This is a genomic window from Asticcacaulis taihuensis (genome assembly GCF_900100255.1).
GTDB lineage: Bacteria > Pseudomonadota > Alphaproteobacteria > Caulobacterales > Caulobacteraceae > Asticcacaulis > Asticcacaulis taihuensis.
The window spans coordinates 164,067-188,225 of sequence record NZ_FMTS01000001.1 but is presented as its reverse complement, the minus strand read 5'-3'; the positions used below and the strand labels follow the sequence as shown (position 1 = coordinate 188,225).

The window sequence follows — 24,159 nt, the reverse complement described above, 5'->3', positions numbered from 1 at the left end:
CTTGAGAATTGCGCCAAAAGACGGTCTATCTGCCTGCGTGAACACATCATCCGAACATCCCCCCCATCATAGCGGGCGCTTCATCACCTTTGAAGGCGGTGAGGGCGCCGGCAAGTCCACACAGGTCAAGGCCCTGGTGGCGAAACTGCGCGCTCTGGGCCTCGAAGTTGTGCAGACGCGTGAGCCCGGCGGATCTCCTGGGGCGGAAGCCCTGCGTGACCTGCTGGTGCGCGGTGACGCCACGCGCTGGTCGCCGGTCAGCGAACTTTTGATGATGTATGCTGCCCGCGCCGATCATCTGGAAAAGGTCATCCGTCCGGCCCTGCAGCGCGGCGCCTGGGTGGTCTGTGACCGCTTCGCTGATTCGTCGCGCGCCTATCAGGGCGCCGGCGGCGGGGTGGCGCCGGCCTTTATTGAGCAGGTGGATGAAGTCGTGGTCGGCCCCACCCAGCCGGATCTGGTGGTTGTTATGGACATGCCGGTCGAGGCCGGTTTGAAGCGCGCAGACGCCCGTGGCGATGCCGAAAACCGCTTTGAGTCGAAGGGCTTGAGCTTTCATGAACGCCTGCGCGCCGGCTTTCTGGCGCGCGCCGGCCAGATGCCGGACCGTTATGGGGTGATCGACGCCGACCGCGGTATTGAACCGATTGCTGCCGATATCTGGGCTCTGGTTCAGACGAGCTTTCCGGAATTGCGGGGTGCCTGATGCCAGAACCTCTGACACTAACGCATCCACGCGAGAGTTTTGCCTTCGAGCAGGCCGAAGGACCGGATCAGGCGTTTGCCTCGGCCTACCAGAAAAATCGTCTGCACCACGCCTGGCTGCTGTGCGGGCCGCAGGGCTTGGGCAAGGCGAGCTTTGCCTTCCGCTGTGCCCGCTTCCTGATGGGACACGACCGCGATCCACGCTTCGGGACGCTCGGCATGTCGCCGGATGATGCCGATGTGCGGCTGATTACCGCCGGCTCGCATCCTGACCTGCTGGTCCTCGAACGCGAGATGGGCGAGAGCAAACTGAAGAAGAATATCAGCGTTGATGCGGTGCGTGAGATTGGTGAATTCTTCTCGAAAGCCCCGTCGCGTTCGGCCTATCGGGTCTGCATTATCGACTCGGTTGATGATCTGAATGTCAATTCAGCCAATGCCTTATTGAAGATTCTTGAAGAACCGCCGCATAAGGGTATTCTCTTCCTGATCTCGCACTCGCCGGGGCGTTTGCTGCCGACTATTCGCTCGCGCTGCCGCAGACTGACCTTTCTCCCGTGGACCGATCAGGCGGTAGAGGCGTTTCTGCGCAAGCGTGCCGATATCGATGAAGAGGCTATCGGGCGGCTGGTCCGGCTGGCGCATGGCGCGCCGGGCCGGGCGTTGAGCCTGATGGAGGAGGGGGCGCTGGAAATGGATGCCTTCGCCGGCAAACTGCTGGAAAAGCCGCTGCCGCCACGTTCTGAGCTGATGCAGGCCGCCGCCATGTTCAAATCGTCTTCGGCAAAAAACGATGGCGCGCGCAAGTTCGCCACCTTCATGATGTGCCTGACCGATCGCCTGCACGAACGGGCTCTCAGCACGGAGACGCCGCAAAAGGGGCAAAATTATTCGCAACTGTGGTCGCGTCTCAATCAGGCGGTCGGCGAGGTTGAGGCCGTCAACCTGGATCGTGGGGATTATTTTTGGTCTGTTTACAATGAATTGGCGACGCTTTCCTAAGGTAATATATCAGTAGTGACCGACTATCGATTTATAGATTCACACGTCAATCTGCACGCCCCGCAGTTCGCCGAGGACCAGGCGGAAGTGATCGATCGCGCCCGCGTGGCCGGCGTGGACCTGATGGTCAATATTTGCGATCGCGTGTCCAATTTTGACACCGTTTATAAGGTCGCTGCGGATAATGAAGATATCTGGGCGACGGTCGGCACGCATCCGCACGAGGCGCGGGAAAATCCGGCCCTGAGTGTACGAACTCTTCTGGACCTGGCTGAGCGCCCGAAAGTGGTCGGTATCGGCGAATGCGGCCTGGATTTCCATTACGATTTCAGCCCGCGCGACATACAGGCGCAGGTTTTTAAAGTCCATATCGCCGCCGCGCGCGAAAGCGGCCTGCCGCTGGTAGTCCATACACGCGAAGCCGATGATGTGATGGGGCAGATCCTGGTGGAAGCTCATGCCGAAGGGCCGTTCAAGCTGCTGCTGCACTGCTATACCAGCGGCGCGGAACTGGCTAAAATCTGCGCGGAAATGGGTGCCTGGTTCTCCGTCTCCGGCATCGCCACATTCAAACAGGCGCAGGATGTCCGTGATATAATCCGTGATATGCCGGCCGATAAAATCATCATCGAAACCGATTGCCCTTACCTGGCGCCCATTCCCATGCGCGGCCGCCGGAATGAGCCGGCCTTCGTAACGCATATCTATGACAAGCTGGGAGAAATCCGTGGCTGGAGCCTTGATGAGGTGAGGGCGCGGACGCATGATGCCTTCTTCAGCCTGTTCGATCGGATACCCCGCTGATGGCCAAAACCCTGACAGTCAGGATATTGGGATCGGGTTGCTCGACTGGTGTGCCGCGTGTGGATGGTTATTGGGGTGCCTGTGACCCAGCGAACCCGAAAAACAAACGCTCGCGCTGTTCGGCCTGGTTTGGGCTTTCGGAGGGGGATGGTCTGACTTCAGTAGTGATCGATACGGCGCCGGATTTCCGCGAACAGATGATCCGCGCCAGCGTGCCACATATCGACACCATCCTGTGGACGCACGATCATGCCGATCAGACGCATGGCCTGGACGACATGCGCGCCTTTACCTTTGCTCGCAACCGACCGATCGACGGTTATATGGATGAGGCGACCTACGCGACCCTTACCCGGCGTTTCGGCTATGTTTTTGAAGGAAATCTGGGCTATCCGCCGGTTTGTGAGCCACGGCGCCTGCCGGCGCATGGTCAGGTGTGGTCAATTTCTGGTGAGGGGGGGGATTTACCGGTCATCACCTTCGACCAGGCTCACGGCCCCATCCGGTCTGTTGGTTACCGGATTAGCGATATAGCCTATTCCAGTGATGTGTCGGATTTGCCTGAAGAAAGCTTTGAAATCTTGAAGGGTTTGAAGGTTTGGATTGTCGACGCGCTGCGATACAAGCCGCATCCGACGCACTCCCATCTGGAGAAAACGCTGGAGTGGATTGCGCGCGTCAACCCTGAGCGCGCCATACTCACCAACTTGCATCAGGATATGGATTACGAAGCGCTGAGGGCGATCCTGCCGGCGGGCGTCGAGCCTGCCTACGACCAGATGGAAGTTAAGGTTTCACTTTAAGTGAATGATCAGTCGTAATCGAGCGGAACGCCCCCATAATAGGTCACGCCGGACTGATGAGGCTCGAACATGGCGCTGTCAGCCAGAGCCAGACCGGTCAATGCCAGAATAAGCACGCTGAAAAATGCCAGGACGATCAGAAGATTCTGTGGCAACGCCTTGACGTTACGATGTGCCTTGAGCGTCAGGCGACCAAAATTGTCGGTGGTCGGTTCAAAGTGAGCTGAGATCGTGGTGGCCATGATAAAACTCCATACAAACGCAAAACGTGGCGCGGATCAGCGCTGGCAGTTTAAGGCTATTGGCTTGCAGATAAAGTGTATGTGTTTAAGGCTCGGCCGCCGCATAAGGATGGCGTAAGGGCTTAGGATGAAGCTCGATTAGCCATATATATCACTATATTTCCCATAATATTTATTATGCGATAAATATTCACCCCAGCTTGTTACCGTTGTCCACCCTCAAATCTTGACATTGCTGGAACCATCCGGCCACCTGCCGGGATTGAATATGCGGATCACGGGAATGGATGACGCGCAGACCAAGGCTGTCAGGATGGCCGTTATAATCGTGGCGATCGCCAACCTGGCCTATTTCGTCATTGAATTCTTCATGGCGCAGAAAATTGGCTCTGTCTCGCTGTTTGCCGACAGCGCTGATTTCTTCGAGGACGCTTCGGTCAATTTCCTGATTGCCCTGGCCCTGGGATGGTCCGCCCGTTTGCGTGCGCGCACTGGAATGGTGCTGGCCCTGGTTCTGCTCTTTCCTGCGGCGGCATTTCTCTGGACGGCATGGAGCAAGTTCCAGACCTTCACGCCACCTGCGCCGTGGCTGCTGTCAGCCACCGGCCTGGGCGCCTTGGTGGTCAATCTGGGCTGCGCCTACCTGCTGGCGAAGTTTCGCCATCATAAAGGCAGTCTGACCAAGGCAGCGTTTCTGTCGGCCAGAAACGATGCGGTTGCCAATATTGCCATTATGGGCGCCGGCGTCATGACCCTGGTGTGGCCCTCCGCCTGGCCGGATCTGATCGTTGGTCTGGGCATAGCCTGGATGAACCTGGACGCTGCCAGGGAAATTTGGCAGGCCGCCCAGAATGAGCACAAAGGCGGCGCCGAGCCTTAAAACCACATATGTGCGGGAAAGCCTGGTGGGCGATGACGGGATCGAACCGCCGACCTACTCGGTGTAAACGAGCCGCTCTGCCAGCTGAGCTAATCGCCCCTTCCAGGAAGCGCCCGATGTGCCAAGCCTGCCCCCATAAGTCAAGAGGCGTTTCCGCATCCGATGATTTAATTCACCAAATACGAAAACGCCTCTTAAATATCGAGCGAACGGTCCCTGCAAGGGACCGCAGGCATTAGCCGTTCAGGGCGCCCTTGAGGCCCTCACCGACGCGGAAACGCGCCGTGACCGAAGCCGGACGCTGGACGGTTTCGCCGGTGCGCGGATTGCGGGCGGTGCCGGCTTCGCGCTTGACGGCGAGGAAGGTGCCGAAGCCCACGAGGCGCACATCGTCATTCTTCTTCAGGGCGGCCACAACACTGTCAGTGAAAGCGTCGAGCGCCTTCTTGGCTTGATCCTTGGTCAGACCGGCCTGATCGGCGATGGCGGCCACGAGTTCAGCTTTCGTCATAAATCTCTCTCCCTTACCCGTCTTGGGGTCAGTTGCTAAGCTTACCCTCTAACGCTGCCGGCTCAAACCGTGAGTCGTTAACGGGTGAAGCCGATAGAGACTACAAAAACGTACGCCCGTCAAAGCAATAAATGCCGTTTATTGCGGTGCAAACCGTGTTTTTTAAAGGGTTTGAGCGTTTTCACGCCCTTTTGAAGACCTATCCCCAGCCTGTGGGAGAAAATAAGACCAGGCAGTACAGTTTTTTCGCGGAAATTAACGCAAATGCCTTGTGGATAAGGGAACTGATTCTTTAGGCATTCGGAGCGCCCTGCCCTGGGCAAATCGGCTCATCCCAATCAAAAGAAAACCCTGCCGACAAATGCCGGCAGGGTGTCTTTCCAGGTTCGTGAGCGACCGTCAATGCGCCGTGGCGGCATCCGTATCATCCGCCGGCGGCGTAACCGCCGTGGCGGCGATCACCGGCTCGATCCATTCCACTGGAGTAAGCGGCTTGGTCAGCGCGTGCTTGAGCGCCTCCTCCACCAAAGATACCGGAATGATCTCCAGGCCGGATTTTACATTGGCCGGCAGATCGATCAGATCCTTCTCGTTTTCCTTCGGAATCAGCACGGTCTTTATGCCGGAGCGCAGGGCCGCCAGCAGCTTTTCCTTCAGGCCACCGATCGGCAGGACACGACCGCGCAGGGTGATTTCACCTGTCATGGCCAGATCCTTCCGTACCGGGATGCCGGTCAGGACCGACACCATGGCCACCGCCATGGCGACACCGGCCGACGGGCCATCCTTGGGCGTGGCGCCTTCCGGAACGTGGACGTGGACATCGGTCTTGTCGAAGACCGGCGGCAGGATGCCGAACTTCGGCGCCAGCGCCTTGACGTAGGAATTGGCCGCCGAAACGGATTCCTTCATGACGTCTTTCAGATTGCCAGTGACCTTCATCAGGCCCTTGCCCGGCATCTTGATGGCCTCGATGGTGAGGATATCCCCGCCAAATTCCGTCCAAGCCAGGCCGGTAACGATACCGACCTGATCGACCTCGTCCGTGGCACCATAATGGAACTTCTTGACGCCGGCGTACTTTGCAAGGCGGTCGTCATCGATGGTGATCGATGCGACCTTTTCACCATTTTCGTCTTTTTTGGCAAGATCACGGATAGTCTTGCGCGCCAGATTGCCCAGCTCGCGTTCCAGAGACCGCACACCGGCTTCCCGTGTGTAGTAGCGGATCAGGTCACGGATCGCTGTTTCCGGCACCACGAACTCCGCCGCTGTCAGGCCATGCTCCTTCATCAGGTTCGGCAGGACGTGGCGCTTGGCGATCTCGACCTTTTCGTCCTCGGTATAGCCAGGGATACGGATGATCTCCATCCGGTCCAGCAGTGGCTGCGGCATGTTCAGTGAGTTAGCGGTCGTGACGAACATAATCTTGGAGAGGTCGTAATCGACTTCGAGATAATGGTCGGCAAAGGTCGAGTTCTGCGCCGGATCCAACACTTCAAGCAGGGCCGAAGCGGGGTCGCCGCGCCAGTCATTGCCCATCTTGTCGATTTCATCGAGCAGGAAGAAGGCATTGGTGGACTTCACCTTCTTCATGTTCTGGATGATCTTGCCAGGCATGGAGCCGATATAGGTCCGGCGGTGACCGCGGATCTCCGATTCATCACGCACACCGCCCAGGCTGATGCGCACAAACTCACGACCGGTCGCCTTGGCAATCGACTTTCCGAGCGAGGTCTTGCCGACACCCGGAGGGCCGACGAGACACAGGATCGGTCCCTTCAGCGTGCCCATGCGCGCCTGCACAGCCAAGTGCTCAAGGATACGTTCCTTGACCTTTTCCAGGCCGTAGTGATCGGCTTCGAGAATATCCTCGGCCTTTTGCAGGTCGATGGCCTTCGGCTTGGCGGCGCCCCAGGGGATCGACAGCAGCCAGTCGAGATAGTTGCGCACGACCGTGCTTTCGGCCGACATCGGGCTCATGTGGCGCAGCTTGTTCAGCTCGGCCATGGCCTTGGTGCGGGCTTCCTTGGAAAGCTTGGTGCCCTTGATCTTCTTTTCGAGATCGGCCAGTTCGTCCTTGCCCTCGTCCTGTTCGCCGAGTTCACGCTGAATGGCCTTCATCTGCTCATTCAGGTAATATTCGCGCTGGGTCTTCTCCATCTGGCGCTTGACGCGCGAACGAATTTTCTTCTCGACCTGAAGGACGGAGATTTCGCCTTCCATCAGGGCATAGATCTTTTCCAGTCGCTTGCTGACCGAAAGTTGTTCCAGCAGGGCCTGCTTGTCCTGGATCTTGACGACCAGGTGCGCGGCAATGGAATCGGCGAGAATATCGGCATCGGTGATTTCGGCGATGGCGTTAAGCGATTCTGGCGGAATCTTCTTGTTGAGCTTGATATAGTTCTCGAACTGCTCGGCCACGGCGCGTTGCAGCGCCTCGGCATCCGGACCTTCGGCCAGTTGCGCCTCCAGCGGATAGGCTTCGGCTTCGTAATAGGCATCGGTCGAGACGAAGCGCTTGATGCGCGCACGGGTCTTGCCCTCGACCAGCACCTTGACGGTGCCGTCCGGCAGCTTCAGCAGTTGCAGCACATTGGCCAGCACACCGATTTCATAGATGGCGTCGACATCGGGATCATCATCACCGGAATTTTTTTGCGTGGCGAGCAGGATCTGCTTGTCGCCCTTCATGACCTCGTCCAGCGCCTGCACGGATTTCTCACGGCCGACAAACAAGGGCACGACCATGTGCGGGAACACCACGATATCGCGCAATGGCAGCACAGGGATGGTCAATACATCTAGCATGGGTACTCCTTCACAGACTCAATGCCGCCGGATGCCTTAGTCTAAACCCCAGGCTCTCATGCTCAACCGAGTCTTAAAATAAAACGCGTCATTTGCGGGAATATGCGGGGGATAAGTCCCCTCGCCGCCCCGATCAGGCGCCTTGAAGTGAATGTGGGATAGATTATCGCAGATTCAAGGCAGCGTCATGGACCGTGCCACGATAGTGGGATGATAAATTAAAAGCGCGGCTCCGTTTCCAGAGCCGCGCTTTTAATTGCACATTGAAAACGAGCCTTAAGCGGCTCCACCACTGCGTTTTTCAGCATAGATCAGAAGCGGCTGGGCGCGTTCTTCAATGACTTCACCATTAATGACCACTTCCTCGACGCCCTGCATGGTTGGCAACTCGTACATGGTCTCCAGCAGGATGCCTTCGAGGATCGAGCGGAGACCGCGCGCGCCGGTCTTGCGCTGGATGGCACGACGGGCGACACCCAGCAGGGCTTCCTCGGTGAAGTTCAGCGTGACGTTTTCCATCTCGAACAGGCGCTGATACTGCTTGATCAGGGCGTTCTTCGGCTCGGTCAAAATCTTGACGAGGGTCACCTCGTCGAGGTCTTCCAGCGTCGCCAGAACCGGCAGACGGCCGATAAATTCCGGGATCAGGCCGAACTTCATCAGGTCATCCGGCTCGACATTGCGCAGGATTTCGCCGGTGCGGCGATCTTCCGGGTCTTTCACCGAAGCGCCGAAGCCGATCGAGGTGCCCTTGCCGCGGCCGGAAATGATCTTTTCCAGGCCGGCGAAAGCGCCGCCGCAGATGAACAGGATGTTGGTCGTATCCACCTGCAGGAATTCCTGCTGAGGATGCTTGCGGCCGCCCTGCGGCGGCACGGAAGCGACCGTGCCTTCCATAATCTTGAGCAGCGCCTGCTGGACGCCTTCGCCCGACACGTCTCGGGTGATCGAGGGATTGTCGCTTTTACGCGAAATCTTGTCGACTTCATCGATATAGACGATGCCGCGCTGGGCGCGTTCGACATTATAATCGGCGGCCTGGAGCAGCTTCAGGATGATGTTTTCGACGTCCTCACCGACATAACCGGCTTCGGTCAGGGTGGTGGCATCGGCCATGGTGAACGGCACATCGATAATGCGGGCCAGGGTCTGGGCCAGCAGGGTCTTGCCGGAACCAGTCGGGCCAATCAGCATGATGTTGGACTTCGCCAGTTCGACATCATTGCCCTTTTGGGCGTGGTTCAGGCGCTTGTAGTGATTGTGGACCGCGACCGACAGAACCTTCTTCGCCTGGCTCTGGCCGATGACATAATCATCGAGCACTTCGCGGATTTCCTTCGGCGTCGGCACGCCGTCCTTCGATTTCACGAAGGCGATCTTGTGCTCTTCGCGGATAATGTCCATGCACAGCTCAACGCATTCATCGCAGATAAACACGGTGGGGCCGGCAATAAGTTTGCGCACTTCATGCTGGCTCTTTCCGCAGAAAGAACAATACAGAGTGCTTTTGCTGTCGCCCGTCGCGGCTTTGGTCATATGCTTCTTCACCTCAAGTGGCCGGTGCTGAACGACTCGCATAACATGAGTCGCCGGCCCAAATTACAGGGTATCCTATAGCCGCAGCCCTTAACAAAGGCTGATTTTGGCACAGATACCCCTTATATCCAACGTATCGATACGCATTTATGCACAGTTTAGACCACGCCTCAACCGGCCAACACCCGCTACGCCTCGCTTAACTATCTTTATATGGGATAAGCGATAGATATTGAAAGCCGTGCTGGCAGTCTTTGAAAGTTTTTGCCGTCCATGTTGAAAAAAATCGCAGGAAAAACCGTAAGTTCCGCAAAGCGCGACGTAAAGGCCACGCCCGATCCGAAAAAAATAATCGCCTTCGATTTTGACGGCACCCTGACATATACCGACAGCTTTATCGCCTTTCTGCAAGCCACCAGAGGTAACTTGCAGATAGCAAGCACCCTTGCGTTCAAGCCGAACATGCTTATCGACTACGTGAAGACGAGAGATCGCGGCGCCTTGAAAGCGCGCTTATTATACAGCCTGTTAGGTGACATTTCTCAAAGAGAGCTTGAAATTCTGGTGAAGGCATTCGTCACCAAGACCGGCAAGAGACTGTTTCGGCCAGATGCGCTGGCGGCCTGGCAAGCCCATGACCTGCCCGACCGCACCCGCGTTATCGTCACCGCGTCCCCGGAATTGTTGGTCGCCCCCTTTGGTCGCCTGATCGGCGCTGATCGCGTCATCGGCACGCGGCTGAAATTCTCCGAACGTGGTACTTTGATGCCTGAACTGACCGGGCTGAACTGCCGGGGCATGGAAAAGATGTGCCGCCTGCGCGAAGCCTTCGGCGAGGCGCTCGATCTTGAAGCGGCCTATGGCGATACCGCGGGCGATACTGAGATGCTGGCGGCGGCGCGCCAGGGGCACTACCGCGTTTTCAAACAAAGGCCATAAAAAAGCGGGCGCCCGAATCGCTCCGGACGCCCACTTGCATTTCAAAAGCCGAAAGACTTACGACGCTTCCTTTTCGGCATCGGCACGCTTTTCATAAACGTGGTCGATCAGGCCGAATTCCTTGGCTTCCTCGGCCGTCATATAACGGTCGCGGTCCAGGGTCTTTTCGATGGTGTCGTAGGATTGGCCCGTGTGCTTGACGTAGATTTCGTTGAGCAGCTTCTTGGTCTTGCGCATGTCCTCAGCCTGGATCTCAATATCCGAAGCCATGCCACGCGCACCACCCGATGGCTGGTGGACCATGATCTTCGAATTAGGCAGCGAGATACGCTGGCCAGCCTCACCGGCCTGCAAGATGAGCGAACCGGCCGAAGCGGCCATGCCCATGCAGACGGTTGAAACCGGCGACTTGATGTATTGCATCGTGTCATAGATCGCCAGGGCAGAGGTCACCTGACCACCGGGCGAATTGATGTACATCGAGATTTCCTTCTTCGGGTTTTCCGACTCAAGGAACAGGAGTTGGGCGCAGATCAGGCTGGCCATGCCGTCTTCAAACGGGCCGGTCAGGAAGATGATGCGTTCTTTCAGCATACGCGAGAAGATGTCGTAGGAACGCTCTCCCCGGCTGGATTGCTCGACGACCATGGGCACAAGGTTCATGGTCAGGTGGTCTACGGGGTCGCGCATCACGAATCCTTATCTGGAATAAATATCGAAGCTGACCGCAGATATAGGGCTAAAGTTCTTAACCGTAAGTGGATGCGTCCCAGCCGTGACTCAACTTGGCAATTTACCCACAGGATTTCAAGTGGCGATTAACGGGTCAGGACGGGCTGTGCGGCGCCTTGCTGTCCCTCCCCGTCTCATCCACGCCCTGCCCCTGCCTGTGCGGACGCCCGGATTGCGATTTGGGCAGGCGCCCTTCTTGGATGTTATCGTCTTCCGCCGGATCGTCGCATTGCGAACGATGGGCTGTATCCGTCGGCGCCGCGCGCTTATCGGCGCTGGGATTGTTGGTGGTTTGTCTGGCTGTCGACATGTTGTCCTCCTTTTGGGGAAGACAGCATGTCGCAGCCGGGTATCAAAAATCAAAGTGGATTATATCAGGCCGGCTTATTGGCCTTTTTAGCCGAGCAGTCGATCTTGGCGCACAGGCGCTTTTGTACATCGGCCTGGAAATCGGGCATCAGGGCCATAACGGTCGGCATGAGTTTTTGCGACGCTTCCGGCACCTTGGCCATGATCGACTGACCAACAGGTGTTTCATAAAACTCATCCATCTTGGTCAATTCCTCGACCGTAAAGATATCGGCATAAACCGGTATCGAGGCATCGGTCATCTTCTTGATGAAATCGCCAGTGCTTTCCGTAATGGCGTCGGTCGCCGCCTGGAATTCCGTATCGGTCAGTTCCGGATGCGACTTACGGACCTGAGCCATCATGGCCGGCGTTATCTGGTTGACGATGCCCGTCATCATCTGTTCGAAATGAATGGCATTGAAATACCGTTTCACCAGAGCGACTTTTTCCGCAGACGGCGCCGGTTCGGCCGCCTGGGCCTGGCAGATAGCCGGCATGGCAATGAGCATGGCGCCGCATACGAGCGCGATAAGTGTCTTACGCATGGAAGTTTCCCCCTGAAGCCAGCTGAGTCCGGCACCGTATCTTTATCTCACAGATTACGTGCCTGACCAGAGGCTAGACACAAAAAAAGAGGCCCCTTACGGAGCCTCTTCTCAATTCACTTTCAAAGAAAAAGCTTACGCTTCTTCCTCTTCCTTCAACAGGTCTTCCTTGCTGATCGGCGTGTCGGTAACCTTGGCCAGCGAGAAGATCAGGTCACAGACCTTTTCTTCGTAGATCGGCGCGCGGATCTGAGCGGCCGCGCCGGGGTTCTTGGTGTAGAACTCGAACACCTGGCGCTCCTGGCCCGGGTAGTTACGGGCTTCCTGCATGATCGCCTGGTTGACTTCCTGGTCGGTGACCTGGACATTCTGGCGGGTGCCGATTTCGGCGAGCACGAGGCCCAGACGCACCCGGCGTTCGGCGATCTTCATGTACTCGTCCTTCAGTTCCTGCTCGGACTTGCCGGCATCTTCCTCGGCGAGCTGGCCATTGGCCTTGTCCTGTTCGACCTGTTGCCAGATGCCGTTGAATTCGGCTTCCAGCATACGCTTCGGCAGTTCGAAGCTGTGTTTTTCGTCAAGCACGTCCAGCAGGGCACGCTTCATCTTGAAGCGCGACGCCTGGCCGTACTGCTGTTGCAGTTGCGTCTTCAGGATGTCCTTCAGGGCTTGCAGGCTTTCGAGGCCGAGGCTCTTGGCCAGCTCGTCATCGGCTTCGCCTTCCTTCGGCGCCAGGATGTCCTGGACGGTGGTCTCGAAGGTCGCGGCCTTGCCGGCCAGGTTCTTCGCGCCATAGTTTTCCGGGAAGGTGACGTTGAGCGTCTTCACTTCGCCCTTCTTGGCGCCGATCAGTTGCTCTTCGAAGCCCGGAATGAACTGGCCCGAACCGATAATCAGTTCCGCGCCTTCGGCCGAACCGCCTTCAAACACTTCATCGCCCAGCTTGCCGACGAAATCGATGATCAGCTTGTCACCATCGGTGGCCTTGACCGACTTGCCGGTCTTGGCTTCGAACTGCTTCGAACCAGCGACAACGGTCTTCAGGGCCTCGTCGATATCGGCGTCGGTCGGCTCATAGACCGGGCGGGTCAGTTCAATCGAGGCCGGCTCGATCGGCGTGAAGATCGGCATCATTTCGACGGCGATTTCATAGGCCAGGTCCGACTTGCCTTCGATGACACCTTCGATATCGCCGATCGGCTTCAATTCCGGCTGGCTGGCGGGACGGATATTGGCATCCTTCATCGCCTGCTCGGTCGTGGCGTTCAGGGTTTCCTGAATGATTTCGCCCATAAGTTCCTTGCCGTACATCTTGCGGACGTGGGCCTGCGGCACCTTGCCCGGACGGAAGCCCTTGATGTTCATCTTGGGGGTGATTTCCGCGATCTTGGCGTCCAGCTTTTGTGTCAGATCGCCCTTGGCGATGGTGACTTCGAGGACGCGGCTCAGGCCTTCATTCAGTTTTTCAACGACTTGCATCGATCAGTTACCTTATGCCGGTTTGGCCCCTGACCTCGCGTCAGGCCCGCACGGGCGGTTAATAATAGCGACAAAGCGCCCCTGCGAAGGCACGGGCGCCAAAAGATGTGCCCTTATGGCATGATTGCGGGCGAGGTCAACTTTTATGTCGGGGAAATGTGGCTCGTGTGGGAATTTTATGATTATGGGCTTCAACCTCCCCGCCTGCGAGTTCCAGCCTGATTTTTTGCAAAATTCCGTTCAGGTTTGCGACGCAATCCGGGAGGTTTGTTTGCGTCTTGTTCTGTCATTCGTCCTTATCTTCACTCTGGCCGGCTGCCACAGGGCCACACCTCAGCGGGCCGAAGGCATCGATCCCACCTTCGAGGGATCGGAACAGGAAAAGCGTACCATGGCGGTTGAGGCGGCGCTGATTGCCGCCAATCCCGGCCTGGCCCTGCGCCATGACCGCGAACTGACGATCTTCCACAAGGGTGAAGCCGTCACCACCTACATGAATGACCCGAAGGGCTGCCAGCGCTACTTCCTGACCGGTGTCATGAAGCTGCGCGGAAAGGATGGTGCGCTCTATCCGGTGGCCGGCGTGACCTGTCATTTCGCCAATTCGGAAAACACCTATCTGGTGTTGCCCAACAGCGATAAATATATCGTCCGTGAAGAAGCCTCAGCCTCCCCCGACGGGCGCGTGCTGGCCTCAGGCTTCGACCGTGCCGACCTGACACAGGGCTCGCTCGCCCTGGCCGACTGGCCGCATATCCGCGATGTGGTGATTTTTCCCGCCCATTGCACCGGCATGGTCTGGCAGGACGCCACGCATTTCACCGCCACCTGCTGGCACAATGAAGGGCCCAACAGTTCAAATCCCTATGACAGTTTCGCCTATTACTTTAAGGCGGATATCGGAAAAGACGGGTTCGGCAAGTGGCAGATGCAGGCGACACAATGGGTGGACCGCGACAGCCTGACGCCCAGAAATCTGAACAAGCCGCTTTACCGCTTTACGGCCGCGCCCCCGCCGGAACCCCATTTTGACAAGAGCACTTAAAGCCTTAACGGTTCCTCGACATCCAGTTGCTTTTCCCACTTGGCAATGACGGCTGAAGCGACACTGTTGCCCAGAACATTGGTGGCCGAGCGCCCCATATCGAGCAGGTGATCGACGCCCAGAACCAGGGCAATCCATTCCGCGGGCAGGCCGAAATAGGCCAGGGTCGCCATGATGACCACCAGCGAGGCGCGCGGCACACCGGCAATGCCCTTGGAAGTGATCAGCAGGAGGAACAGCATCATGATGATCTGCGCCGTAGTGAAATGCACGCCGTATGCCTGAGCAATGAACAGTGTGGCGAAGGTGCAATAGATCATCGAGCCGTCGAGATTGAAGGAATAGCCCAGCGGCAGGACGAACGACACGATCTTGCGTGAGATCCCGACCGTGGGCAGGCCGGCCAGCAATTTGGGATACGCGGCCTCGGAACTGGCGGTCGAGAAGGCCAGCAGGGTCGGTTCGCGGATAACACCCAGAACGCGCAGCATCCGGCCGCCAAGGAACAGGAAACCAATCACAATCAGCAGCGCCCACAGAACGCCCATCGCGCCGTAAAATCCCGCCATGAACTTGGCGTAGGTGACCAGGATCGGTAGCCCCTGCTCACTGACCGTCTTGGCCAGGGCGCCGAAGATGGCGAAGGGTGCGAACTTCATGACGATCTCGGTCACCTTGAGCATGATGGCCGAGGCTTCCTCGGCCAGTTCCATGACGCGCGGCGACTTCTTTTCCAGCATGGATATGGCCGTGCCGACAAACACGGCAAAAATGACGATCTGCAGGATTTCGTTATCAGCCATCGCCTTGATGATCGATGACGGGATCAGGTGCTCGATGAACTTCTCGATAGTGAACCCTTCTGTTGACGGCACCTTGATCGCTTCACCGGCGACCTGGAGGCTCATGCCGACTCCGGGCTTCAGCCATTCGACCATCAGAATGCCGATGACCAGGGACACGATCGACATCAGCAGGAACCAGGCCAGCGCCTTGACACCTACACGCCCAACGGAGGCCGCGTCTTCCATGTGGCCGATGCCGGCGATCAGGGTGAACAATACCAGGGGAGCGATGATCATCTTAATCAGGGTGATGAAGATCTTGGTCAGCAGGCCGTAAATCATCGTCGCGGTCGACAGATTTTCGGCGGCCAGATATTCGTGACTGGCCCAGCCGGCGCCGACGCCGGCGATCATGGCGAAAAGGATGAACAACGCGAATTTCGACTTCATGCACGGCCCCTGAACGGTATCTGGCGCCGACACTAGCCGAGGCACGGGCGTTGCGCCACCCCTGTTTCAAATTCAACAAGTGTCAAAAATGGCTGGTGCGGATGAGAGGACTCGAACCTCCACGCCTTGCAGCGCTGGAACCTAAACCCAGTGCGTCTACCAGTTCCGCCACATCCGCATGTGTCAGCCTTGAATCATGGGCGCCTGAGGACGCAGGCCCAAGGGGGCGCTGTCTGGCCCAAAGCGCACGCGCAGTCAAGTGTCATGAAAATGAATCACGGGGACTGTAATGCTGCGCCGCGTCAATTCAGACAGCCAGACAGCGGTAGTGCGCCTGCAATCCGCCAAAATAATTGCAATGGAAACGTATTTTCGCCGATTTAGAGGATGGCTTGCCGAGTCGGGTAAATTTTCTCTTTATAAGCGCGCAAATCGCGCTAAAACGCATTTTCCTTTTGAATTCCGCGCCGCCAGCCGCTAAAGGCTGCGGCACCCGCCGTTCACGCATCGTAAACAAGTTTTACAGCCATGTGAGATCGCTCGCCGGAAATGAGCTTGCATTCTTGCGCAATGCAAACAAGTTACGGGGCTGAACGGTCTACAGTTTTATGGATAGCTCATGAAAAAGATAGAAGCCGTCATCAAACCCTTTAAGCTCGACGAAGTGAAGGAAGCCCTTCAGGAAATCGGCGTACAAGGCATGACCGTGCTGGAGGCCAAGGGATATGGCCGCCAGAAAGGCCACTCGGAACTCTACCGGGGGGCCGAGTACGTTGTTGATTTTCTGCCGAAGATCAAGATCGAACTGGTTGTTGCCGACGACCTCGCGCCCGCTGCGCTGGAAGCGATCCAGACGGCGGCCCGCACGGGCAAGATTGGTGACGGCAAGATTTTTGTGAGCGATGTCCTCGACGTCGTCCGCATCAGAACCGGAGAGTCCGGACCGCAGGCGGTTTAACCCCCGCCGGCGTTTCGCCTCTCCCACTTTATTAATTACAGGCTAATGGGGCGTCAAATATGACATCTGCAGACATTCTCAAGCTCATCAAGGAAAAGGACGTCAAGTATGTTGACGTGCGTTTCACCGATGTGCGCGGCAAAATGCAACACGTGACCTTCGATATCGATCTCGTCGACGAAGATTTCCTCGATGACGGCACCATGTTCGATGGTTCCTCGATCGCCGGCTGGAAGGCGATCAACGAATCCGACATGAAGCTGCGCCCTGACCTGAACACAGCCTATATCGACCCGTTCTATCAGCAGACCACCCTGTTCATGTTCTGCGACGTCGTAAATCCCGACACCAACGAGCCCTATAACCGCGACCCGCGCTCGATCGCCAAGAAGGCCCTGGCCTATACACAGTCGGCCGGCGTTGGCGACACGGTTTATTTTGGCCCGGAAGCCGAATTCTTCATGTTCGATGACGTCCGCTGGTCGATCTCTTCCGACAACACCGGTTACGCTTTCGATTCGACCGAACTTCCGCACAACTCGGCCAAGGTCTATCCGGAAGGCAATATGGGCCATCGTCCTGGGCCCAAGGGCGGCTACTTCCCTGTCAACCCGGTCGATTCGGCGCAGGACATCCGCGGCGAAATGCTCTCGATCATGGGCGAACTGGGCATGGAACCGGAAAAGCACCACCACGAAGTGGCGCCGGCCCAGCACGAACTCGGCCTGAAGTTCTCGGACATGCTGACCATGGCCGACCGCACTCAGCTCTACAAGTATGTTGTTCAGAACGTCGCCCACGCCTATGGCAAGTCGGTGACCTTCATGGCCAAGCCGATGTTCGGCGATAACGGTTCGGGCATGCACGTTCACCAGTCGATCTGGAAGGACGGCAAGCCGCTCTTCGCCGGCGACAAGTATGCCGGCCTGTCGGATCTGTGCCTGTGGTACATCGGCGGCATCATCAAGCACGCCAAGGCCATCAATGCTTTCTCGAACTCGACGACCAACAGCTACAAGCGCCTGGTTCCGGGTTACGAAGCTCCGGTCAAGCTGGCCTATTCGGCCCGCAACCGCTCCGCCTCGATCCGTATTCCGTGGGTGTCGTCGCCGAAGGGCAAGCGTCTGGAAGCCCGCTTCCCGGACCCGATGGGCAACCCCTACCTGACCTTCACCGCCCTGCTGATGGCGGGTCTTGACGGTATCGAAAACCGCCTCGATCCGGGCGCGCCGGCCGACAAGAACCTGTACGATCTGCCGCCGCAAGAGCAAAAGAACATCCCGGAAGTCTGCGGTTCGCTCCGTGAAGCCCTGGAAAACCTCGACAAGGACCGCGCCTTCCTCAAGAAGGGCGGCGTGATGGACGACGACTTCATCGACTCATACATCGAACTGAAGATGGAAGAAGTGATGAACCTCGAACTGCGTCCGCACCCGATCGAATTCGAGATGTATTACAAGTGCTAAGCTGAATTTTCTGTCTCAGGATATGAATTTCATAACAGGCCGTTCCTTCGGGGGCGGCCTGTTTCTTTGCGCTGCACAATTGAAGCGGCAAGCCTGATGCGGAGCTATATTGTATTACATTTTATAGTTTCAGACGAAATCATTATAGTTGCAAATGCCACCGCATAAAAACTCTTTGTTTTCATGCTATTTACATGCATTCCGACACATAAATGACGCAAGGCGACATATGCGCCCCCTTCTCCCCTGATCCGCCCCATAAAGCACTTGCGATAGTTTGCAGTCACGGCACTGTGAGCAGGTGCAATATCCGCTATCCAAGGGGGATACTTTGAAAACGTGGATCAAACTCTCGAAAGTCATCGCCGCGGCGGCGACTCTTCTGCTGGCGGCACCCGTTGCCAGTTTCGCTCTGGCTCAGGAGTCGGCTGCGGCCTCTGCTGAAGCCGTAACCTCTGAAGCCGCCTCCGCTGCGGAATCAACCGCCGCTTCGGAAGCGACCTCTGAGGCTGCTCCGGCGCCCGCCCTGCTGGCGTCGCAGAAAGAACTCGCCATCGACAAGGCGGACACAACCTATCTCATCTTCTCCACCGCCATGGTGCTGATGATGACCCTGCCGGGCCTGGCCCTTTTCTATGGCGGTATGGTCCGCCGCAAGAACGTCATCGCCACCGTCACCCAGTCGGTCAGCGTCACGGCCGTTGTCGCGGTCCTGTGGTACGTTGTCGGTTACAGCATGTCGTTCGGCACGGCCACCGATCTGTTTGGCTTCAGCGGCGAACTGCTGAACAAGTATTTCGGCGGCTTCGATACAGCCATGCTCAACCATGTCACGCCGAATACGGCCTATATGGCTACGGCGGCGGTGCCGGAATACACCTGGATCTCCTACCAGATGACCTTCGCCATCATCACGCCTGCCCTGATCACGGGCGCGTTTGCTGAGCGCGTCAAGTTCTCCGGCCTGATCCTGTTCATGGCCCTGTGGTCGATCCTGGTCTATGCGCCGATCTGTCACATGGTCTGGGGTGGTGGTTTCCTCGGCACCCTGGGCGTCAAGGACTTCGCCGGCGGCGCGGTCGTTCACGTCAATGCCGGTGTCGCTGGTCTGGTGGCGGCTCTCTTCCTCGGCCGCCGCAAGGGCTACGGCACGGAATCGATGCCCGCTAACAACCCGATCTTCGTCCTGATCGGCGCCTCGCTGCTGTTCGTCGGCTGGATCGGCTTCAATGCCGGTTCGGAATGGGCGGGCGATTCGGTGGCTTCGGTGGCCCTGCTCAACACCCTGCTGGCCACCTGCGCTGCTGGCCTGACCTGGAAGGTCGTTGAATGGATCTTCCGTGGCAAGCCGTCGCTGATCGGCATCCTGTCTGGCCTGGTTGCCGGTCTGGTCGCCATCACCCCGGCCTGCGGCTTCGTCAACCCGACGGGCGCAATGATCATCGGCGCTGTCGCCGGTCCGGTCTGCTACGTCTCGGCCACCTGGATGAAGAAACTGCTCGGCTATGACGACTCCCTCGACGCTTTCGGCATCCATGGCGCCGGCGGTTTCCTCGGCGCAATCCTGACCGGGCTGTTTGCCGACACCACGGTAAACTCCCTGGCCGAAGGCGCTACGGTTGTTAAGCAATTGATCGGCCTGGGCGTCACCATCGGCTGGTCCGCCCTTGGCACCCTCGTCATCCTGATCATCTGCAAGTTCACGACGGGTCTCCGCGTGACGGCCGATCAGGAAGAAGCCGGCCTCGACGCCTCGCTTCACGACGAAGTCATGGATCACTAAACTACCATCTTTAATCAGTTGCACAAATGAGACGGAGCGCCTCTTCAAGGAGCGCTCCGTTTTTTATCCACAGCCTTGTTATTATTAATCTTTTGGCCGTCTTTTGGCCGCATTTTGTGCAAATATGCCACAGAACTGTGTTTTGTAATCACAGGTGTTGGTTTGGCTGTCATAAAAATGTAATCTGATTCCGCGCCGCAATATTCCACTATAACTGGCGCGGGAAACGCTTCGGATGGGGTTTGGCACACAAACTCAATCTGAGGACATGATAATGAAAAAAATGCTCCTGGCCGCTACGGCCATCGCCGCTGCCGTCATTGCCGGTTCGGCTTCCGCCACCGAATTCGCAGGCGGCACTCTCAGCTATAACGTTGCCGCCACTAGCGATTACGTTTTCCGCGGCGTCAGCCAGACGGCAGGTGATCCGGCCATCCAGGGCGGCATCGACTATTCGCACGGCCTGTTCTACGCTGGCGCATGGGCGTCCAATGTCGATTTCGCCGATTACGAACTCGACCTCTATGCCGGCATCAAGCCGGTCTATAAGGACTTCACCTTCGATCTGGGCGCCATCTACTACAACTACAATGACGACACTCTTGATTCGACCGAACTGAAGGCTGCCGTGAGCCACCCGTTCTACAAGGGTACCATCGGCGCCGCCTATTTCTATAACACCGATGTCGATGACACCGAATATTATGAAATCAATGGTTCGTACCCGTTGACCAGCAAGCTCAGCGTTTCGGGCGCCGTTGGTGAACAAAAGACCGGTGGCTTCAAGTACACGACCGAGAATCTCGGCCTGACCTACGCCATCACCCCGGTTTTCTCGGTGGATGTTCGCGCGTCCGACACCAACATTCCGGAAGTGATCAAGCCGTCGGCGGCCCGCCTCGCCGTCACGCTTAAGGCTGCTTTCTAAGCTGGTAACAGAGGGTCGTGTTTCCGGACGCGGCCCTCACCTTTTGCGCTGCAATACGGTTACCTTAGCTGCTATATGATTTACTTGACTTTTTGATTTCATAATTATGACAATCGTTGCAGCAGCAAATAAAACCGGCGAAAAATAAAGGTCATCAGGTTAGGTTTCAAGTGCGGTCGGCGCGCATTAAGCCATTGAAACAAACGTTGTAAATATACATCAAAGCGTTGCTAAATGACATTAGGGGACTTTGCTCGCCCTAAAAACTTGCTAGATTAACTTCGGCTTTACCGTCACACACCAAATCCTCCTGAGCCGGCCATTACGAACCGGCGCCAACCACTGAACTGGGATATGATCATGAAAAAGACTCTTGTCGCCGCTGTTGCCATCAGCGCACTTTTCGCCGGCGGGGCTGCAATGGCTCAAGACGATGCCGGTCACCTGAGCTACAATATCGCTGTGACCAGCAACTATGTCTGGCGCGGTGTCACCCAAACCGACAACAACGCGGCTCTGCAAGGCGGCATCGACTACTCCAAGGGCATGTTCTATGCCGGCGCCTGGGCGTCGAACGTTGACTTCCCTTATGGCGACGGGAATGCCGATACCGAACTCGACCTGTATATGGGCCTTACGCCTTCGGCCGGCGACTTCCACTTCGACTTCGGCGCTATTGCATATACCTATCCGTCTTCCGGCGGTGACGTGATCAGCGAACTGAAGGCCGCAGTAAACCATCCGATGGGCAAAGGTACGATCGGTGCTGCCATGTACCTCGATGCCGAAACCCTCGAAGATCCGTACTATGAAGTCAACGCTTCGTATCCGCTGACCGACAAGTGGTCGGTTTCGGGCGCCCTGGGTAACTACGAAATGTACGGCTACACCACCAAGAATATCGGCTTCACCTACGCCATCAACGATACACTGGGTCTTGATCTGCGCTGGGCCGATGCCTCGAAGCAGCCTTCAACCTTCGCCGCCACCATCAAGGCGTCGTTCTAAAAAAATTCTAAGCCTGACCAAGGGTAAAGAAATAGCTGGCTGCGAACCTTCGGGTTCGCGGCCTTTTTTATTGTGGGTTGCTTGTTGCCTCTTTATGACTGAGAGCCGAATCACCCCATGTTAGAGTTATGACGTCCAATATCCCGCAATCCTCGCTTTTTGGGGATGAGCCTGAAAAGCCCGCCTCGCCTTCGCCGGAAGCCTCTGCGCCCGCTGCCCGGACCACGCCTGCGCCTACCAAACAGCACGCGCCGGTCACAGTAGATCCCGGTTATGGCGCTTCAAGTATTGAGGTGCTTGAAGGGCTGGAGCCTGTCCGCAAGCGCCCTGGCATGTATATAGGCGGCACGGATGAGAAGGCCCTGCACCACCTTTTCGCCGAGGTGCTTGATAACGCCATGGACGAAGCCGTGGCCGGTCACGCCAAGGCAATCTGGGTGGAGCTGGACAAGGACGGCTATTTGAGTGTGCGCGACGATGGCCGCGGCATCCCGGTCGATCCGCATCCGAAATATCCCGGCAAATCGGCGCTTGAAGTCGTCCTGACCATGCTGCACTCTGGCGGCAAATTCTCGGGCAAGGCGTATGAAACCTCCGGCGGCCTGCATGGCGTCGGCATTTCGGTGGTCAACGCCCTGTCCGAAAAACTGGAAGTGACCGTCTGGCGCGATGGCTACGAGTGGCAGCAAAATTTCTCCAAAGGTCATAAGCTGACCGATGTCATCCAGGTCGGCCCCTCAAAGAAGAAGGGCACACTGGAACGGTTCCTGCCTGACCCTGAAATCTTCGGGCCTGAGGCCCGCTTCAAACCGGCGCGCGTGTACCGCATGGCCAAGGCCAAGGCGTACCTCTTCCGCGGCGTACAGATTTTCTGGAAATGCGCACCAGAACTGATCCACGACCAGACACCGGCCGAGGATAAATTCTATTTCCCGAACGGCCTGGCGGATTACCTGGCCGAGCGCGTCAAGGATACCGAAACCCTGGGGGACATTTTCTCCGGACGGGTCGAGCGTAAAGGTGAGGCCGGGGCCGTCGAATGGGCCGTGGTGTGGTCCGGCGCCGGTTTCGGTGAGCATGATGGCTTCTGCCAGAGTTACTGTAACACTATTCCCACGCCCGATGGCGGTACGCACGAGGCCGGCCTGCGCGCCGCCCTTACCCGGTCCCTGAAGGCTTACGCCGAAATGACCGGCGATAAGCGTGGCGGCCTGATTACCGCCGAAGACGTTGCCGCCCAGGCGGGCATCGTCATTTCGGTTTTCATCCGCAATCCGGAGTTCCAGGGCCAGACCAAGGACCGCCTGTCGTCCAGTGACGCTCAGCGTCTGGTGGAGAAAGCACTGGCCGATCCGTTCGACCACTGGCTGACCTCATCCCCCAAGCAGGCCGATCGCATCCTGCAATTCATTGTCGAGCGCGCCGAGGAGCGTCTGAAGCGCCGCAAGGACAAGGAAGTGGCGCGGGCCTCCGCTACGCGCAAGCTGCGCCTGCCGGGCAAGCTGGCCGATTGCGCCCGCCAGGACGCCGTAGGCACTGAGTTGTTCATTGTCGAAGGTGATTCGGCCGGCGGCTCCGCCAAGCAAGGCCGCAACCGCAATACCCAGGCCATTCTGCCCCTGCGCGGCAAGATACTGAACGTGGCCTCGGCGACCGGCGAAAAAGCGCGCGCCAATGTGGAACTGTCGGATCTCGGCCTGGCGCTCGGCGTGCAGCCTGGTGCCCGGTTCAAGGAAGAGGATCTGCGTTACGAGCGGGTCATTATCATGACCGATGCCGATGTCGATGGCGCTCACATTGCCAGCCTGTTGATTACCTATTTCTACCGGACCATGCCCAACATGATCCGCAACGGCAATCTCTTCCTGGCCATGCCGCCGCTGTATCGCATCAGCCACGGCAAGGAGACCCATTACGCCAAGGATGACGCCCACCGGGCTGAAATCCTGGCAAAGCATTTCAAGGGCAAGAAACCGGAAATCGGCCGCTTCAAGGGCCTTGGCGAAATGATGCCGGCGCAACTCAAGGAAACCACCATGGACCCCAGGACGCGGACTCTTGCCCGCGTTACCCTGCCCCATGATGAGGAAGATGTCGAAGACCTGGTCGAGACCCTGATGGGCCGCAAGCCGGAACTGCGCTTTCGTTATATTCAGGATCATGCCGAGTTCGTGGCGGATGACCTGGACGTCTAATCTAAAAAAGCCTGTTAATTGTTGTAAATTCTGGTATCAGACACGCGCGAGCCGAAATATCCGGTTCGCGCGTGTCTGCGCCTGAGCCTTGCTCCGGTTTCGCAGGCACCGGCCGCCCATCCTTAGCGCCACGATCGGCGCGCCGCATTCCCAGCCCCGTAAGATCGCTTGCCCGGATGGAAATGCATTCCATTCAAAGAG

23 protein-coding genes and 2 tRNA genes are annotated in these 24,159 nt (G+C 57.5%); 14 read left to right on the top strand and 11 right to left on the bottom strand.

The genetic code is table 11. From position 1 onward, the window contains the following. Positions 1–37: 37 nt before the first annotated feature. The 4 genes from tmk to BLO49_RS00825 are packed head-to-tail and all read left to right on the top strand — an operon-like array spanning position 38 to position 3,314. The gene (gene tmk / locus BLO49_RS00840; protein ID WP_090643036.1) at positions 38–706 is read left to right on the top strand and encodes a dTMP kinase; all 669 of its coding nucleotides are present in this window, start codon (positions 38–40) and stop codon (positions 704–706) included. Next, positions 706–1,707, top strand: coding sequence for a DNA polymerase III subunit delta' (locus BLO49_RS00835; RefSeq protein WP_090643033.1), 1,002 nt, complete (start codon positions 706–708; stop codon positions 1,705–1,707). The genes tmk and BLO49_RS00835 overlap by 1 nt, the downstream gene beginning before the upstream one ends. Positions 1,708–1,722: 15 nt before the next feature. Next, a complete protein-coding gene (locus BLO49_RS00830; protein ID WP_090643031.1) occupies positions 1,723–2,511 on the top strand; it encodes a TatD family hydrolase in 789 nt (262 codons plus the stop codon). Continuing rightward, on the top strand, positions 2,511–3,314 hold the full coding sequence (locus BLO49_RS00825; protein WP_090643027.1) for an MBL fold metallo-hydrolase: 804 nt from the start codon (positions 2,511–2,513) through the stop codon (positions 3,312–3,314). Before BLO49_RS00830 ends, BLO49_RS00825 begins: the two co-directional genes overlap by 1 nt. 8 nt (positions 3,315–3,322) lie before the next feature. On the opposite strand, the gene BLO49_RS00820 is transcribed toward BLO49_RS00825, so the two are convergent. Beyond that, a complete protein-coding gene (locus tag BLO49_RS00820; protein ID WP_090643025.1) occupies positions 3,323–3,556 on the bottom strand; it encodes a hypothetical protein in 234 nt (77 codons plus the stop codon). Between the two features lie 268 nt (positions 3,557–3,824). Between BLO49_RS00820 and BLO49_RS00815 the strand changes: the two genes are divergently transcribed. Further along, a complete protein-coding gene (locus tag BLO49_RS00815; protein WP_245678811.1) occupies positions 3,825–4,436 on the top strand; it encodes a cation efflux transmembrane domain-containing protein in 612 nt (203 codons plus the stop codon). Between the two features lie 23 nt (positions 4,437–4,459). Here BLO49_RS00815 and BLO49_RS00810 read toward each other — a convergent pair. The 4 genes from BLO49_RS00810 to clpX all read right to left on the bottom strand — a co-directional run bounded on the left by BLO49_RS00810 (position 4,460) and on the right by clpX (position 9,294). Continuing rightward, positions 4,460–4,535: transfer RNA gene (locus BLO49_RS00810), tRNA-Val, on the bottom strand. 136 nt (positions 4,536–4,671) lie between these two features. Next, the gene (locus tag BLO49_RS00805) at positions 4,672–4,947 is read right to left on the bottom strand and encodes an HU family DNA-binding protein (RefSeq protein WP_090643021.1); all 276 of its coding nucleotides are present in this window, start codon (positions 4,945–4,947) and stop codon (positions 4,672–4,674) included. Between the two features lie 399 nt (positions 4,948–5,346). Beyond that, positions 5,347–7,758, bottom strand: coding sequence for an endopeptidase La (gene lon, locus BLO49_RS00800; protein WP_090643018.1), 2,412 nt, complete (start codon positions 7,756–7,758; stop codon positions 5,347–5,349). Between the two features lie 276 nt (positions 7,759–8,034). After that, complete coding sequence (gene clpX / locus BLO49_RS00795) at positions 8,035–9,294, bottom strand: ATP-dependent Clp protease ATP-binding subunit ClpX (protein WP_090645917.1); 1,260 nt, start codon at positions 9,292–9,294, stop codon at positions 8,035–8,037. Between the two features lie 273 nt (positions 9,295–9,567). Between clpX and BLO49_RS00790 the strand changes: the two genes are divergently transcribed. Beyond that, positions 9,568–10,233, top strand: a complete 666-nt coding sequence (locus BLO49_RS00790; protein ID WP_090643016.1) for an HAD-IB family hydrolase — start codon at positions 9,568–9,570, stop codon at positions 10,231–10,233. 57 nt (positions 10,234–10,290) lie between these two features. Here BLO49_RS00790 and BLO49_RS00785 read toward each other — a convergent pair whose 3' ends face one another. From BLO49_RS00785 to tig, 4 genes are all read right to left on the bottom strand, one after another. Continuing rightward, entirely contained in the window at positions 10,291–10,923 is a 633-nt protein-coding gene (locus tag BLO49_RS00785; RefSeq protein ID WP_090643012.1) for an ATP-dependent Clp protease proteolytic subunit, read from the bottom strand. A gap of 136 nt (positions 10,924–11,059) precedes the next feature. Continuing rightward, positions 11,060–11,275 carry a hypothetical protein gene (locus BLO49_RS00780; protein ID WP_090643010.1) on the bottom strand — a complete coding sequence of 72 codons (216 nt, stop codon included), beginning with the start codon at positions 11,273–11,275 and terminating at the stop codon, positions 11,060–11,062. Between the two features lie 64 nt (positions 11,276–11,339). After that, positions 11,340–11,861, bottom strand: a complete 522-nt coding sequence (locus BLO49_RS00775) for a DUF2059 domain-containing protein (protein WP_090643007.1) — start codon at positions 11,859–11,861, stop codon at positions 11,340–11,342. 135 nt (positions 11,862–11,996) lie between these two features. Beyond that, positions 11,997–13,340: a trigger factor gene (gene tig / locus BLO49_RS00770; RefSeq protein WP_090643004.1), complete on the bottom strand. Its 1,344-nt coding sequence runs from the start codon at positions 13,338–13,340 to the stop codon at positions 11,997–11,999. A gap of 271 nt (positions 13,341–13,611) precedes the next feature. Here tig and BLO49_RS00765 point away from each other — a divergent pair, with 271 nt between their 5' ends. Next, complete coding sequence (locus tag BLO49_RS00765; RefSeq protein ID WP_090643002.1) at positions 13,612–14,385, top strand: hypothetical protein; 774 nt, start codon at positions 13,612–13,614, stop codon at positions 14,383–14,385. On the opposite strand, the gene BLO49_RS00760 is transcribed toward BLO49_RS00765, so the two are convergent. Both BLO49_RS00760 and BLO49_RS00755 read right to left on the bottom strand, forming a co-directional pair. Next, positions 14,382–15,620: a dicarboxylate/amino acid:cation symporter gene (locus BLO49_RS00760; protein ID WP_090642999.1), complete on the bottom strand. Its 1,239-nt coding sequence runs from the start codon at positions 15,618–15,620 to the stop codon at positions 14,382–14,384. The genes BLO49_RS00765 and BLO49_RS00760 overlap by 4 nt on opposite strands. A gap of 93 nt (positions 15,621–15,713) precedes the next feature. After that, positions 15,714–15,798, bottom strand: a tRNA-Leu gene (locus tag BLO49_RS00755). A 111-nt stretch (positions 15,799–15,909) separates the two neighbouring features. Between BLO49_RS00755 and BLO49_RS18085 the strand changes: the two genes are divergently transcribed. The 7 genes from BLO49_RS18085 to parE all read left to right on the top strand — a co-directional run bounded on the left by BLO49_RS18085 (position 15,910) and on the right by parE (position 23,958). Further along, positions 15,910–16,101 (top strand): hypothetical protein, encoded by a 192-nt coding sequence (locus BLO49_RS18085; protein ID WP_139159591.1) that lies wholly within the window; start codon positions 15,910–15,912, stop codon positions 16,099–16,101. 138 nt (positions 16,102–16,239) lie between these two features. Further along, positions 16,240–16,578, top strand: a complete 339-nt coding sequence (locus BLO49_RS00750; RefSeq protein ID WP_018080099.1) for a P-II family nitrogen regulator — start codon at positions 16,240–16,242, stop codon at positions 16,576–16,578. A gap of 59 nt (positions 16,579–16,637) precedes the next feature. After that, positions 16,638–18,044 (top strand): type I glutamate--ammonia ligase, encoded by a 1,407-nt coding sequence (gene glnA / locus BLO49_RS00745; protein ID WP_090642997.1) that lies wholly within the window; start codon positions 16,638–16,640, stop codon positions 18,042–18,044. 331 nt (positions 18,045–18,375) lie between these two features. Then, on the top strand, positions 18,376–19,827 hold the full coding sequence (locus BLO49_RS00740; protein ID WP_245678810.1) for an ammonium transporter: 1,452 nt from the start codon (positions 18,376–18,378) through the stop codon (positions 19,825–19,827). 274 nt (positions 19,828–20,101) lie between these two features. Beyond that, positions 20,102–20,755 carry a TorF family putative porin gene (locus tag BLO49_RS00735; RefSeq protein WP_090642994.1) on the top strand — a complete coding sequence of 218 codons (654 nt, stop codon included), beginning with the start codon at positions 20,102–20,104 and terminating at the stop codon, positions 20,753–20,755. Positions 20,756–21,115: 360 nt separating this feature from the next. After that, positions 21,116–21,763, top strand: a complete 648-nt coding sequence (locus tag BLO49_RS00730; RefSeq protein ID WP_090645912.1) for a TorF family putative porin — start codon at positions 21,116–21,118, stop codon at positions 21,761–21,763. Between the two features lie 128 nt (positions 21,764–21,891). Continuing rightward, a complete protein-coding gene (gene parE / locus BLO49_RS00725; RefSeq protein ID WP_090642991.1) occupies positions 21,892–23,958 on the top strand; it encodes a DNA topoisomerase IV subunit B in 2,067 nt (688 codons plus the stop codon). Positions 23,959–24,159 lie beyond the last annotated feature (201 nt).